Annotated in this window: 14 protein-coding genes, 1 pseudogene and 1 riboswitch; of the genes and pseudogenes, 5 read left to right on the plus strand and 10 right to left on the minus strand. The window is 52.5% G+C overall.

From position 1 onward, the window contains the following. Positions 1-72 precede the first annotated feature (72 nt). Together HVA01_RS10280 and HVA01_RS10285 are read right to left on the minus strand one after the other, a co-directional pair. Positions 73-600, minus strand: coding sequence for a GNAT family N-acetyltransferase (locus HVA01_RS10280; protein WP_146875304.1), 528 nt, complete (start codon positions 598-600; stop codon positions 73-75). 171 nt (positions 601-771) lie between these two features. Next, complete coding sequence (locus HVA01_RS10285; protein ID WP_146875306.1) at positions 772-1,110, minus strand: low molecular weight protein tyrosine phosphatase family protein; 339 nt, start codon at positions 1,108-1,110, stop codon at positions 772-774. 147 nt (positions 1,111-1,257) lie between these two features. Here HVA01_RS10285 and HVA01_RS10290 point away from each other — a divergent pair, with 147 nt between their 5' ends. Together HVA01_RS10290 and HVA01_RS10295 are read left to right on the plus strand one after the other, a co-directional pair. After that, entirely contained in the window at positions 1,258-1,509 is a 252-nt protein-coding gene (locus tag HVA01_RS10290; RefSeq protein ID WP_146875308.1) for a type II toxin-antitoxin system Phd/YefM family antitoxin, read from the plus strand. Further along, entirely contained in the window at positions 1,506-1,760 is a 255-nt protein-coding gene (locus HVA01_RS10295) for a Txe/YoeB family addiction module toxin (RefSeq protein WP_146875310.1), read from the plus strand. The genes HVA01_RS10290 and HVA01_RS10295 overlap by 4 nt, the downstream gene beginning before the upstream one ends. 68 nt (positions 1,761-1,828) lie before the next feature. Here the strand turns inward: HVA01_RS10295 and HVA01_RS17855 are convergent, their stop codons facing one another. The 5 genes and pseudogenes from HVA01_RS17855 to HVA01_RS10315 all read right to left on the minus strand — a co-directional run bounded on the left by HVA01_RS17855 (position 1,829) and on the right by HVA01_RS10315 (position 4,628). After that, entirely contained in the window at positions 1,829-1,942 is a 114-nt protein-coding gene (locus HVA01_RS17855) for an Ltp family lipoprotein (protein ID WP_371860144.1), read from the minus strand. A gap of 23 nt (positions 1,943-1,965) precedes the next feature. Next, positions 1,966-2,214 (minus strand): Ltp family lipoprotein, encoded by a 249-nt coding sequence (locus HVA01_RS17500; protein WP_218031554.1) that lies wholly within the window; start codon positions 2,212-2,214, stop codon positions 1,966-1,968. 44 nt (positions 2,215-2,258) lie between these two features. Continuing rightward, a pseudogene (locus HVA01_RS10305) lies at positions 2,259-2,877 on the minus strand (LysE family translocator). Positions 2,878-2,976: 99 nt separating this feature from the next. Beyond that, positions 2,977-3,309, minus strand: coding sequence for a hypothetical protein (locus HVA01_RS10310; RefSeq protein WP_146875312.1), 333 nt, complete (start codon positions 3,307-3,309; stop codon positions 2,977-2,979). 983 nt (positions 3,310-4,292) lie between these two features. Further along, positions 4,293-4,628 (minus strand): TM2 domain-containing protein, encoded by a 336-nt coding sequence (locus HVA01_RS10315; RefSeq protein ID WP_146875314.1) that lies wholly within the window; start codon positions 4,626-4,628, stop codon positions 4,293-4,295. A gap of 489 nt (positions 4,629-5,117) precedes the next feature. Then, positions 5,118-5,274, plus strand: a riboswitch (TPP riboswitch). An 88-nt stretch (positions 5,275-5,362) separates the two neighbouring features. Between HVA01_RS10315 and tenA the strand changes: the two genes are divergently transcribed. From tenA to HVA01_RS10330, 3 genes are all read left to right on the plus strand, one after another. Then, the gene (gene tenA, locus HVA01_RS10320; protein WP_146875316.1) at positions 5,363-6,046 is read left to right on the plus strand and encodes a thiaminase II; all 684 of its coding nucleotides are present in this window, start codon (positions 5,363-5,365) and stop codon (positions 6,044-6,046) included. A gap of 31 nt (positions 6,047-6,077) precedes the next feature. After that, positions 6,078-7,982 carry a phosphomethylpyrimidine synthase ThiC gene (thiC, locus tag HVA01_RS10325; protein WP_146875318.1) on the plus strand — a complete coding sequence of 635 codons (1,905 nt, stop codon included), beginning with the start codon at positions 6,078-6,080 and terminating at the stop codon, positions 7,980-7,982. A gap of 296 nt (positions 7,983-8,278) precedes the next feature. Further along, positions 8,279-9,958, plus strand: a complete 1,680-nt coding sequence (locus tag HVA01_RS10330; protein ID WP_146875319.1) for a hypothetical protein — start codon at positions 8,279-8,281, stop codon at positions 9,956-9,958. A gap of 180 nt (positions 9,959-10,138) precedes the next feature. Here HVA01_RS10330 and HVA01_RS10335 read toward each other — a convergent pair whose 3' ends face one another. From HVA01_RS10335 to HVA01_RS10345, 3 genes are all read right to left on the minus strand, one after another. Next, on the minus strand, positions 10,139-11,218 hold the full coding sequence (locus tag HVA01_RS10335; protein WP_246129578.1) for a DUF2955 domain-containing protein: 1,080 nt from the start codon (positions 11,216-11,218) through the stop codon (positions 10,139-10,141). Next, a complete protein-coding gene (locus HVA01_RS10340; RefSeq protein ID WP_146875320.1) occupies positions 11,208-12,269 on the minus strand; it encodes an HlyD family secretion protein in 1,062 nt (353 codons plus the stop codon). Before HVA01_RS10340 ends, HVA01_RS10335 begins: the two co-directional genes overlap by 11 nt. 205 nt (positions 12,270-12,474) lie before the next feature. Beyond that, the gene (locus tag HVA01_RS10345; RefSeq protein WP_146875321.1) at positions 12,475-13,395 is read right to left on the minus strand and encodes an EamA family transporter; all 921 of its coding nucleotides are present in this window, start codon (positions 13,393-13,395) and stop codon (positions 12,475-12,477) included. Positions 13,396-13,546 lie beyond the last annotated feature (151 nt).

A 13,546-nucleotide genomic window follows, 5' to 3' on the forward strand; every position in this document is an offset into this window, starting at 1 on the left:
GCTCGCTGTGTAAGGCACCCATCTCCTTGATGCACCGAAGCTGGAGCAAAACGACTCGGGTGCTAACCTTAATTAAACCCTGTACTGGTAACGGTAAACATCTCTGTATTCTCCGCCCAGCTGTGGAGCTTGGTAAAAACTCGGGGCTCTTCCAGTAAGCACGAACCCCGCTTTAACTAAAGCACTTTGGGCGGCAGCGTTGTCTACGTCTGTGAAAGAGCTAACGCCTACAGTCTGACCCGTTGCGAGCAAGTGTTGCGCGGTGAGCGCCAAAGCCTCTGCTGCAAACCCGCGACCTCTGTATGGGATGCCGATGCCGAAGTGAACAGCCATTGACGCATCATCCTCGGCAATGGTTATCAGCCCTACAGCAGTACCGTCTCTAATTGCCTCTATCACCCAAACACACATGCCATTGGCTACCAGGCTTTCAGGGTTCGAGAGCTTCTTGAGCATTCCTCCTGTTTGCTCGACGTCACTATGTGGCTGCCGCGCAAGGTACTTCGCTGAGCCAGGGTCACCCGTATAGATCTTAAAGATCGGTGCGGTATCTTCGGGCCTGTAGTAACGCAATCCCAGCCGTTCTGAAGCAGTGATCATATCTCCAAGCTCTTCTTCAGAAGCACAGCCTGGCTCTTATTCTTACCGTAGCCTGGTGCCTCGTAAAATACGTGAGACGGTTCATCCAATCCATCGGCTCAATTTCCGGCCAAACCAGATTCGACATCGTCGATGCCAAGATGGTGATAGCCGCTCCCAGCCTAGCCCCGGCTATGTTTCGATGGAAGATAATCGCACATACTCTGGCACCCTTTCCTTGAGCAATTTGATGAGTTCGGGCTGCATTAATTCATAGTGATCAGGAATATTCAGACAGACTAGCCGCTTCCCGTTCAGCAATTCCTTGTACGTCCTGCCGACCTCATCCTGGTGGTGCTTTTCCATCACCAGGATTATATCAGCCCACTCTATCAAGCTCCGGGAAACGGGCGTTTGCGCATGTGCCCCTGTCCCAGCGCCGATTGCCTGGATACCAGGATAAGCTGAAAAGACACTTTCCGCCGTTGGACTGCGTAGCCTATTTTCGCTGCAGATGAATAGAAGGTTCATAGGCGCTCCCTGAACACATAACATAAAACTTTGTGGCAATTCTGGCGCCGCGAAGCGTTGGAAATCCGAACGCTACTCAGTCGATTGTCAAGCCTCATGATGTACGATATTCTGTACACTAACAACATCCCGTACAGGAGCGACCTTATGGATGCTATCAGCTACACAGCCGCTAGAACCAATCTAGCAAAAACCATGGAGCAGGTCTGTGAAGACCATTCACCTATGATCATCACCCGCAACAAGGCGCAGTCTGTGGTTATGATCTCTCTCGAAGACTATGAAGCACTGCAAGAGACAGCCTATCTCCTGCGCGCCCCCAAGAACGCCCGCCGTTTGCTGGAATCCATTACCGAGTTGGAGCAAGGCGGTGGTCAGGAACAGGAACTTCTTGAATGAAGCTCATCTTTTCCGAGAATGCCTGGGAAGACTATCTGTACTGGCAGAAAACCGATAAGAAGGTTCTTAACCGAATTAACAAGCTCATCAAAGAGACCCAGCGAGAGCCATTTGAAGGGGTCGGCAAACCAGAGCCTCTTAAACAGAGCCTCGCCGGTTATTGGTCTCGGCGAATCAACGAAGAACACCGAATAGTTTACAAAGTCACGGATGACGCTTTGCTAATTGCCCAGCTCCGGTATCACTACTGACTTAACGCTAGTCTGGCTACGCGTCAGCGCGTCGATTCTTGAACGCTTTGTCGGGGCTTACCATTAGTTTATTCGCAAGCACCCGCTTGCCGTGCTCCGTAGGTGGCTTGGCTATCTGTATACCCCTCTCCTGCACTGGATGAAAGTTGCTCAATAAGACCTTGGCAAGAGAAGCCCATCATATTGAGGTACTGCTCCGCAGACTTCACCGCTTGCTTGGCTTGTCCCAATCAATATCGAGACTATCCACTGCTGCAGTAGCGTCGGCAACCTTATAACCATCGCCAAAGTCTGATGAGAGCTGCTGAATAAGTCCGCTCCGCGAGAAGCCCTGCATGCTGAGATACAGGTTCGCAGATCTGACGGCATTGTTCTGGGGCCCCGTAAGGCTTTCCGCCCATGTAGGCGTGGCGGAAAACAAGGCAACAATCAACGCTAATTTCAAGATTTTCATTGTTATTTCTCCATGTATTAATTCGTGTGGCCCGTATCTTTAGTTTACCCACGGCGCGCCAGCAAAAGCCCAACGCCAGCACTACAAAACAAACCGGCACAAATTCTATTGAACAGGCGGCGCATTGAGGGGCGAGAGAACCAATGACGCAGCGCTTTGACAAAAAAGGAATACCCGGCTATTGCTACCCACTCAAGCATCAAAAGCAACCCCACCTAAAATCAAGAATTGAAATCCCACAGAGCCTGTAGGGTCAACAAACTGAGGCAAGAAAGCAGTGAAAATCAAAATCGCCTTGGGGTTTCCAGCCGTCAGGAAAAACTCTTGCCTCGCCAATTGGAATAGGCCCTTGCCACCCAAAGCTTCGTTCCCACCGTCAGTTGGGTCTGCCGTCCAAAGCTGAAAGGCCAGCCAAAGTAGATAGAGCCCTCCAACAACCATTATTGCAAAAATAATTTTTCGCACGTATACAGCACTGTTGCCAGCCCTGTAGCGGCAAGAGTGATCATGCCCACAAATGCGACCAGACGGCCCAAGCCAGCATAGCAGGCGGCCTTAGCCGTAGCACTTTGCGTTCGTCATCGAAAGGAGGTTACTGGGGCCAGGCGCCATGTTCAATGCAAAACATGCGGGTATGAACAAAAGGATGGTTATTAAAGTCACAACTAATTCTCCTTGCCTCCTAACGCCAGGCTAAGCCGCCGGTTGGAGCGTCAGCGCAAACCGGTCGGCCCTGGATTCATTATGAATAACCACTTATCTTCAAGCTTCCTTAAGAACACCTTGAACTTCTTCCAACCATTTTTTTCTTCCAAAAACGGAAAATCGATGGCTTGCCCCATCCTCCATTGCCACCACAATGGCATTAGGAAATAAAGGAATGAATCCTAGAAACTTTGTCCATCCATTGCTAACAAACATACACCCATTCAGATCAATGGAAGCACTCGAGCCCTGAGCATTAAAACCGTGCCCTTCGAAGATAATTCTTTGATTTGTCAAATATAGCTTACCTCCTGCACTCTCGACATTCTTTTGCCTATTCGCTTTTCCTTCTTTGACTAAAACTTCTGATTCCTTGAGTGTAGTTTTCATACTTCTCCTCCCCCACTTAATGAATAGTTTTAACAATCTTGTGATATTAGATCTTTAAATATCGGGTCTTCTCCGTGTACGCAAACCTTCCCATTATCTCTTTCGGCTTTTTCCATTAACTCATAGTCACCATCATTGAGAGCAAAAATTAAACCCATACTCTTCTTCATCTCTTGATAATATGGCCAGACCGGTTTTCCCCTGACTCCCATTTTATACCTTTTTAATAAAGCCCTTCAATACTATGCTCAGGGCATACGTTATTGACACCATTTTTAAAACTTCTAATAGAAGTGGAGTCGAAAAATCCTGTATTAATATTGCTAGAAGCAAATCATAACAACAATACAGAGAACAAAAGAGCTAACTTATTAAAATTATATTTCCTGCATTTCCACATACGAAATTATCTAATTAAGATTAGAAAGAAGAGGTAATAAAACACATATTACTTCTGTTTACAACCTCAACTTCCGCACGAATCACCTTCGGCAATGAACTTTATTCTACCTATTGATAATGACTGTTCATTGCATTTTCCAGCAGTGAAATGGAAAAGCCCCACCAAAAGGCAGGGCTTTCCAGTAAACCAAAAATCAACACGACGCATTAACGATGAGAGCCTAACTTTTATCATCCTTGACGGCGAGAAGTCCTCTTCGTCAAGGTGACAGCCGATAATGGTTGATAGATGGAAGAAACGACCGATTGGCACTGAAGCGCCTGGAGACTCGATGGCGTCTGAGTCGAGGGGTCGATTACCTTGCCCGTATCCAGATAATCTAGCATCTAGCCAATCCCAGGCGCTTGAAGACCAATACCCACAGCGATAAAGATCACCGTATTGAGCAGTAGATCAATAGCCAAGAGAACCTCCTTGCGAAGGACGGTCTTGAACTCCATTCTATCCAATGTGGGAACACCATGGCCATTGAGCTTCAGGCTACACTCTGATGCATCATGCCCACGACGATATGAAAACTCTAAGAGTTGATTATCTTCATATCCCGTAACGATCTCTTAGCCAGGTCTTCGTTATACCCCTTGGTTCTACCCCAAATGATAATTATATCAATAAAGTACCAAACAAAGAACCCGCCAAATGTAAGCCAGAAAATCAACCCCAAGCCTACTCTTCCTTCAATAAAATGTTGTATCGGAAAAAATATTGCTAGCAAGAGCATTAGAATAGGATTTCTTTTTTTCCTTAAAAACTCCTCTTCAAATACAGATTGCTCTGAAGGCGGAAGTTTTGAAAGTGCATTTTTTACGCTGGAAGGAAGGCTATCTGCAGCTTTGCTACTAACCTCTAACGACATTTTAGATCCCTTTATTTAGTTTTTAGGAAACCGGTAGAACTATAGATGCATGAATATTTAAAAAACACTTCAGATGCAAATAATTCTTAGATTCTGACAGAGGATATACTTGGTGTCAATATTCTTATTTCGGCAAATTATATACGTGTAAGTGGCTATTCATAATTAATCATATATCTTGTCCCATAACCACCAAGCAAGTGGTTCATCTTCTCACAGAGGTGATCAAAAGAAAGGTAGGCGTTTAAGGGCAGCCAGAAGCACTTCATCGGCCTCCTTCTGAGCCATAAACTGTTCAAACACCTCAATCACCGGTGGTCATCTCGATGATGATTTCACTTCGCTCCAGGGTGAAACATTGACAGAATCTTGTTTTAACCTGAAATCCACTAATTTATCGAAGTACGGTAACGTTTCTAGGGAAGCCTGCCACACCATCAACATAGTCCCCTTGCATCTCCCCCACCCGCCTCCTACACTCCACCAACGAACAGCTTGACGGGGTGCCGGTGAAATCCGGCTGAGATGGCGCAGGGCGAGCATTTTTGCTGCCGAGCGCTGGTCCCGCTGAACCTGATCCGGCTAATGCGCTGCTCATATAACGAGCAGCACGGGTACCGGCGTAGGGATCAAGCGATGGCCATGGCTAGCTCTCACGATCGCACGCCACCTTTAGGGCCATTTCCTCGATCTTTTATACGCCTGCCCTCCGGATCATTACCACCGGAGGCATCATGGGCTACCGCTTTACTGATCTCACCACCGCCTGCCATAACGATTGGCGCGCCTATGTTGAGCACGATTTTGTGCGTCAGCTAGGCAGTGCCACGCTACCTGAAGCATCCTTTCGCCACTACTTAAAGCAGGATTACCTGTTTTTAATCCACTTCGCCCGCGCCTATGCGCTGGCTGCCTATAAAAGCCCCACCCTCGCCGATCTTCGCCAGGCCCATGAAGGCTTAAAAGCCATTGTGGATGTGGAGCTGGGCCTGCACGTGGGCTTTTGTCGGGAGTGGGGGATTTCCGAACAGGAATTGGAAGCGCTTCCCGAAGCCAGGGCGACGCTTGCCTACACCCGCTACGTATTGGATACCGGCAGCCGTGGTGACCTGCTCGACCTACACGTGGCGCTGGCTCCCTGCCTGGTGGGCTATGGCGAAATCGCTAACTGGCTGAACGCTCAGCCGTCTACGGTGCGCGGTGCGCAAAACCCCTATGACGCCTGGATAGCCATGTACGAAGGCGACGAGTTTCAGGCCGCCATGCACGCAGAGCTTGAATGGCTAAATGCCCGCCTTGCCGATGTAACCCCCGCCCGCTTTGCCGAGCTGAGCAAAATCTTCCGCGATGCCACCCGCCTGGAAATCGACTTCTGGCAGATGGGGTTAGCGCTAATAGACCAAGACCTGACAGCTTAATGCAGCACCACAACAACCTATGGAGACCGTAATGACTAAGTCCGTCAACAATAGAACCAGTCACTTTTTAGCCGAAACCGCCCAGGTCGATGCCGCCGCCATTGCGCCGCTGCCCGGCTCGCGCAAGGTTTACGTGGAAGGCTCGCGGCCCGATATCCGTGTGCCGTTCCGGGAAATTTCGCTATCGCCAACCAAAACCACCGGCATCGATGAAGAGAACCCGCCGCTGCTGGTGTACGACACCTCCGGCCCTTACAGCGACCCCGATGCCAACAACGATTTACGCAAAGGCTTACCCGCCCTACGCCGGGCCTGGATCGAAGAGCGCGACGATACTGAATTTCTGGAAGGCCACACCTCTGAGTACGGCAAGCGTCGCGCCAACGACCCAACGCTGGCCCAGCTACGCTTTGATTTAACCCGCACCCCACGGCGGGCCAAGCCGGGGAAAAACGTCACTCAGCTTTACTACGCCCGCCAAGGCATTATCACGCCGGAAATGGAGTTTATTGCCATTCGCGAAAACCAGCGCCGCCAAGCGCTAGGCACTGCGGAAGTAGAGCGTATTCTGGGCCATCAGCATAAAGGTCAGAGCTTTGGCGCCAGCCTGCCGGAAGAGATCGCCCCTGAATTCGTGCGCGACGAAGTGGCCCGCGGGCGGGCGATTATTCCCAATAACATCAACCACCCAGAATCTGAGCCGATGATTATTGGCCGTAACTTCCTGGTCAAGATTAACGGCAACCTGGGCAACTCGGCGGTCACGTCTTCTATCGAAGAAGAAGTAGACAAAATGACCTGGGGCATCCGTTGGGGCGCGGACACCATCATGGATCTCTCCACCGGCCAGAACATCCACGAAACCCGCGAGTGGATTCTGCGCAACTCGCCGGTACCCATCGGCACGGTGCCCATCTATCAGGCGCTGGAAAAGGTTAAAGGCGTGGCCGAAGACCTCACCTGGGAAGTGTTCCGCGACACCCTGATCGAGCAGGCCGAACAGGGCGTGGACTACTTCACCATTCACGCGGGGGTACTGCTGCGCTATGTGCCGCTTACCGCCAAGCGGGTCACCGGCATTGTCAGTCGCGGCGGCTCGATCATGGCCAAGTGGTGTTTGTACCATCACCAGGAGAGCTTCCTGTATACCCACTTCGAGGAGATCTGCGAGATCTGCAAGCAGTACGATGTGGCGTTCTCCCTCGGCGATGGTCTGCGCCCCGGCTCCGTGGCGGATGCCAACGACGAAGCGCAAATGGCGGAGCTAAAAACCCTCGGCGAGCTGACCCATATCGCCTGGAAGCACGATGTGCAGGTGATGATCGAAGGCCCCGGCCATGTGCCCATGCACCTGGTGAAAGAGAACATGGACAAGCAGCTGGAGTACTGCGACGAAGCGCCCTTCTATACCCTCGGCCCACTGGTCACCGATATCGCCCCCGGCTATGACCACATTACCTCGGGTATTGGTGCGGCGATGATTGGCTGGTTTGGCTGCGCGATGCTCTGCTACGTTACGCCTAAAGAGCACCTGGGCCTGCCCAATAAAGACGACGTTAAAACCGGCATTATCACCTACAAGATTGCTGCCCACGCAGCGGACTTGGCCAAAGGCCACCCGGCAGCACAGCGGCGCGACAATGCCCTCTCCAAGGCACGCTTCGAGTTCCGCTGGGAAGACCAGTTTAACCTGGGGCTGGATCCAGATACCGCCCGGGAGTACCACGATGAAACCCTGCCCAAAGACTCCGCCAAGGTAGCCCACTTCTGCTCCATGTGCGGGCCGAAGTTCTGCTCCATGAAGATCAGCCACGAAGTGCGCGAGTACGCTGCTGAACACGGCCTAAATGGCGATCAGGAAGCCATCATGAAAGGCATGGAAGAGCAGGCGGAGAAGTTTCGCAATAAAGGCAGCGAGCTGTATCAGGAAGTTTAAAACAGCAAGCTACTGAACTGTTTCATAACTGAATGTGGCCCTTGAGTCTTAGGAAAACTCAAGGGCCATTTTTATACCCACTCGTTTCTGGCTCGGTCACTCAGGCTTCTTGGCCTTATGGTTTATCAATATAGTCTTATCCGGCCATTTTCTGAATCTGCCCTAACCCTCGTTAAAAGTAATTTTCACTTAAGTAGAGGTTAATTATACATTGATCGTGTATGATTCTCATTTGTAGAATATTTTATTCACTACAATCAATTTAAAACCAACACCTTTCAAAGAACCGATTCCAAATGAAAACCAAACTTTCCCTAGCGGTATCGCTTGCCCTGATCAGCGCTGGCCTGCTCAGCGGCTGCAGCAGTGATAACGAGCCAACCGAAGCAGCGTCGGTTCTGAATTATATTCCGGCTGATTCCCCCTACTTCATGGCCTCAAGTGAACCCATGCCTGAACAGGCGGCCTTTGATCTCTATCAGCGCATGCAGCCCACGGCGAGCCTTGAGTCTGACCTGGAAGAACTGCGCGACATACTGCCCCAGATAGAAGACGACGAAGTACAGCATGCGTTAATGACGCTATTAATCGCCATGGGTGAAGAACTGGAAGGTGTTGAGTCACTGGAGGATATCCATGCGCTGGGGCTAAAGGCGAGCCCTCAGGCCGCCTTGTATGGGTTGGGCATCTTGCCGGTACTGCGCATGCAACTGGAGGATGAAGAAGCCTTTCGCGAAACGCTTCAACGCATCCTGACCAAGGCAGATATCAACCCAAGCACGGCCACCACCAACGGCACCGATTACTGGGTGCTAACGCCTGAGGGGCCGGTCAAGGCGATCCTCGCCATTATTGAACAGCAATTACTGTTGTCTGTTGTGCCGCAGGATGCCAGCGCTGAGCTGATGGCACAGGTACTGGGTAACGATCTGCCTGACAGCAACCTTGGTGATTCTGGCGCACTGGCAGCGCTTGAGCAGCGCCATGGCTTTACCCCTTACGGTGCCGGGGAAGTCGACTTTTCGCGCCTGCTTAATGAGTTGAGCTCCCCTTCTCATGCAGGCACTCAAGCGTTGATGGACGCCGTTGAAGCCGAGCAGCTGGATCTATCCACCTGTCAGGCCGATATTGACCGCCTCACCGGCCGCTTCCCTGGCCTGGTAATGGGCATGCGTGAGTACAACCAAGAGCGCATGGAGATGAATGTCATACTGGAAACCGATGACGGCATTGTCAGCGACCTGCGCGCCCTGACGACTCAGGTGCCGGGCCTGGGTAGTACAGAAGGCATGGCCAGCTTCGGGATGGGTTTGAATTTGCCGGTACTGCTTCAGACGATTCAGAAATATGCGCAGGAAGTGCGTCAAAACCCCTTCAGCTGTGCCGAACTACAGGACCTGAACAGCGCCTGGACCGAGATCAACATGGCGATGAACAACCCTGCCACCTTGATGATCGGGTCAGCGCTATCCGGTTTGCGAGCCCGCATCGACAGCCTGACCATGACCGATGGCGAACCCACCGGTACTGGCATCCTGACTATCGCCTCACAAAACCCGCTGGGACTGCTGACTACCGCCAGCGCCTTCACGCCTGAGTTAGGAGCGCTTGGGCTTGAACCCGGCGGGGAAGCCAAACAAATCCAGAGCATGATGCTGCCACCTGACGTACCGGCGCTCTACGCCGCCATGTCGGATACAGCCATCGTGCTGGGCGCTGGCATCAGCGATTCAGAGACGCTGAAAGCCGAGCTACAAGCGCCTGCGTCAGAGCGTGACCTGCTGCTTTATGGCCACATTACCGGTGAGTTTTACGCTTCGCTGGCCGATGTTATGGAGCAGGTAGCACCCGATGACGTATCAGCGTCCGATATTGAACTGTTCAGGCAGTATGCTGAGATCTACAAGAACATGGAGTACGGGTTCAGAGTGGACGATGCAGGTGTTGAAATGAACTTCTCGCTCGAACTGGACTGATATCTGTCAGCTCGTGTAATCCGAAAAACCCGCTGACGTTTAGCGGGTTTTTCGTTAATAGCTTCATTGTCAATACCGCTCAATTGGGCCGCCATGGTGACCTTAATCCTTTACACCAAGGGCACCTTGCCAGTCATTTTTAGGATCTGTTGACATCTCACTCACGCCCACCCTTTTAGCTTATTTTATGTCTGGCAGGCGCGTTGGCGTCCAGCGGTTTAGCGCAACGTGCAGGCAGGCCATGACGAGTAGCGTGAGCGTCAGTGCCACACTCATTGATGAGAACCGATACAACGCGCTGTAAACCAAATCTTGCTGGGGGCCTAGCGATTGACCAAACAGAATCCCCAGGGTGGTTAACCCGCCAAAGCCGATTCCTGAACCAACGCCTTCATGAATATGCTCTCGGGCGAAAAGCATCAACCCCAGCCAATAGAGCAAAACCACCAGTAGGAAGTGATGGCTTTGGGTGTAAAGCAATAACTGCATCAGTAGCGCTAAATTGCACCCTAGTAACGTTCCCACCGCCCGCCTAGCGGCAGACGCTTGCGCGCCCGAGTAGCCCAACGCAAACAGTACTAAAATGGTCGCCATCTGCGCGGAAAGCGACCCCTGCAAATCAAACACCTGAAAGACCCAAAATGAGAGCGTGGCGGTTAATCCACCGATTAAGGTTTCATGGCGAATTTGTGCTGGTGGCTTGGTCACACGAGGGGGCGGCGTACGCGCCTCCACGTCAGGGAACAGCGTATGCATCAGCATGGCAATAAACACCGCCAACAGGCTGGCGACGAGATTGCAGGCCAAGAGATCGCTCAAGTCTACGCTGGGGTAACTGGCGAAGTGAAGGAGAATGCTGAGCGTTAGCACGCCGTTGGCGCCAAACAAAAACAGCGACCCTTTCGCCATCAGGTTGAATCGAAACAAAAACATACCCAGCACGACCAGCGTCATCACCACCGGCATATGTTTAAGCAGCCCCACTACCAGGCTCACTTCGATAACGTTGAGTGAAACATTGGTTAAAAACTGGCGAATAATGCTGCCATTCAGAATGGGGATCATACCCAGTAAGAACATCGGGAAAACGGTGAAAAACACCCCATAGTTCCAGCCCATCAGCTGGCTGACCACAAATCCCAGCGTGCCGCCCCCCGCCACGCGCAGGCATTGCCGCAAGCCGTTTTGGGTCAATGCCCTGAGTAAGGCACTCCGCGTGCCAGGTGTCGCGCGTTTACCCCACCCACGTTTAATAAACATAATGCAGCCAGCTGATCAGGTGCGACTGCCACCATACAAAGGGCTTCGCTAGCATAAAACTACTGGGGTGAAGCTGCACCGTGGCGCGTGCGCCGCTAGACAGAGAACTAGCGATTGGCTCGGTGAGCGCGATGTGTACGCGCATACGCTGCGCATCGCGCACCCAGCGGTCGGTCGTCGCAATATCGGCCAGCTGACCATCGGCGTTTAGCTGGCCTTTCCGCACACCGGCATCCACAGCGACCAAGTCCGCGTCAAATACCTGGCCTGGCCATGCATCGAATACCACGCGCGCCGGATCACCCGGCGACGCATGACGGAGGCTCTTCTCACGAAAATCGGCAATGATATCTATCTTTTCAGCCACCACCGCGACCGCTGGCTGACCCGCTTGAACGTAGTCACCTAGGTCTAGCTGCAGGTTAGTAACGTGCCCGGCTTGCGCGGCGCGCACCTGGGTATGGGCAAGATCCAGCTGAGCTTGCGACAGGGCATTGTCTGCTTGGCGCAAGCGCAGATTGGCGTTACCCGTGCCACCCAGCTGCACTTCCAGGCTAACAATCTTGGCCCTGGCCGCCGCCACGCTGGCCTGCGCCGTGTGCGCAGCGGCTACCTGCTGCTCGTATTGCTGGCGCGATACGCTCTGCCGTGCCAGCAGTGTTTCAGCACGACGAAGTTCCCCCTGCCGCTCGGCAGCCGTCGCTTCAGCGGATTCAAGCGCTGCTTGCGCGGAGCTTAAATCCGCTTCCAAACGGGCGTTCTCGCGCTCGGCCTGCTCGCGATTAAGCTCTGCCTGTTCAACCGCTAACTGAAACGGCGCGGGGTCGATCTGAAACAGCACATCGCCTTTTGCGACGCGCTGGTGATCGCTCACCAATACCCCGCTCACCGGTCCACTGAGTTCCGGCGCAATGCGCGCCACCGGCCGTATAATCCTCGCCTCAGGCGTCATGGGCATAAAGCTGTCGGCAAGCAAGAAGTAAATAAACAGCACTACAAAGGCAGCCATCGCCACCTTCACCCAGCGGGCAAATGTTTGATCAGGGGTCATGCAGGGCTCACTTGTTAGCTGCCAGATGGAAAACCTGGCTAGCGCCTCTCAACGGGCGCGCATCGTGTCGGGGATGGTATAAGAGACGTTAGTCTAACAACTAATTAGCTGGCTAACAATATGCGTATTAAAGCAGCCGGCAACAAAAAAACCCCGTAACCGATTGGCTACAGGGCTTTATGTCGTATAAACCTAATATAAATAATTACCGCCCCTTGGACAGGCTCAACACGACTATACCACCGACCACTACGGCGCCACCCACGAGCTGGACGGGGCTAAGCATTTGGCCCAGCACGAAGTAACCCAACACCAGGGAGGCCACCGGCTCGATATTCATCACCGGTGCGTTGCGCGCCATATCGAGTCGCGGCACAAAAATAAACAGTGTCGAAAACGCCGAGCCATATAACAGCCCCAGCAGCGTCAGCCCCAACCAGCCGGCACTGTTATCCGGTAGGCTCATGCCGCCTGGCACCACACCGGCAATGCCGCCGATAATCATCATGATAAACACCGTTTGCATGGTAAGCAGGCTGCGCAGGGTGCTACCCACCCCGGCTAAACGGTGCTCGGTGACCCATAGCGCGCAGGCAAACGCAAACGCGGCGGTTAGCCCAAAGCCAATCCCGGCGATCCACCCTGGCCCCATGTCATCGGCGCTGGCAATCCACGCAGGAATATCCAGCACCACCAATAAACCAATTAAAATCGTGCCCATGATCAGGCAGCTACGCAGCGTTGGGCGCGGGCCACCCAGCGCCCAGCTTAATAACGCCAGCTGAATAGGGAAGGTATTGACCAACAGCAGCGCAATCACCACCGGTAGCCTCGCCACGGCCGAGTAGAGGCTGATACTCTGGATCGTGATCAGCAGCCCCACGGCGAGTTGCCACGGCCAGGTACCCGCTGGCAGCCATAAGCGCTTCTTCTGAGCAATGACCAGCGTCAGTAAAATCAGGCAAGCAATGCCTGAACGGGTTAATACCGCCAGTAACAGCCCGGTGCCGTTATCAAACGCCAGCCGCGCAGAAACATGGTTGGCAGCAAACATCGTCGCCACGCACATCATTAATAAAATGGCTAAATGGCGAGGTAAAAGCTTCGGCAAAGGGGACGCGGACATAAGAACAAAACGGCTCATTAAGGGAGTAAACGGGGTAAGGTTAGCAGCGGGCATATTGCAATCGCCCAGCTTGCCTAGCTTTTATGTAGAAGGCTAACGAAATCCAGGCGCTGCTTTTGCGCACCGCAACATATTAAACTAAAGTCTACTC

The sequence above is a fragment of the Halovibrio variabilis genome (assembly GCF_007991175.1).
GTDB classification, from domain to species: Bacteria; Pseudomonadota; Gammaproteobacteria; order Pseudomonadales; family Halomonadaceae; genus Vreelandella; species Vreelandella variabilis.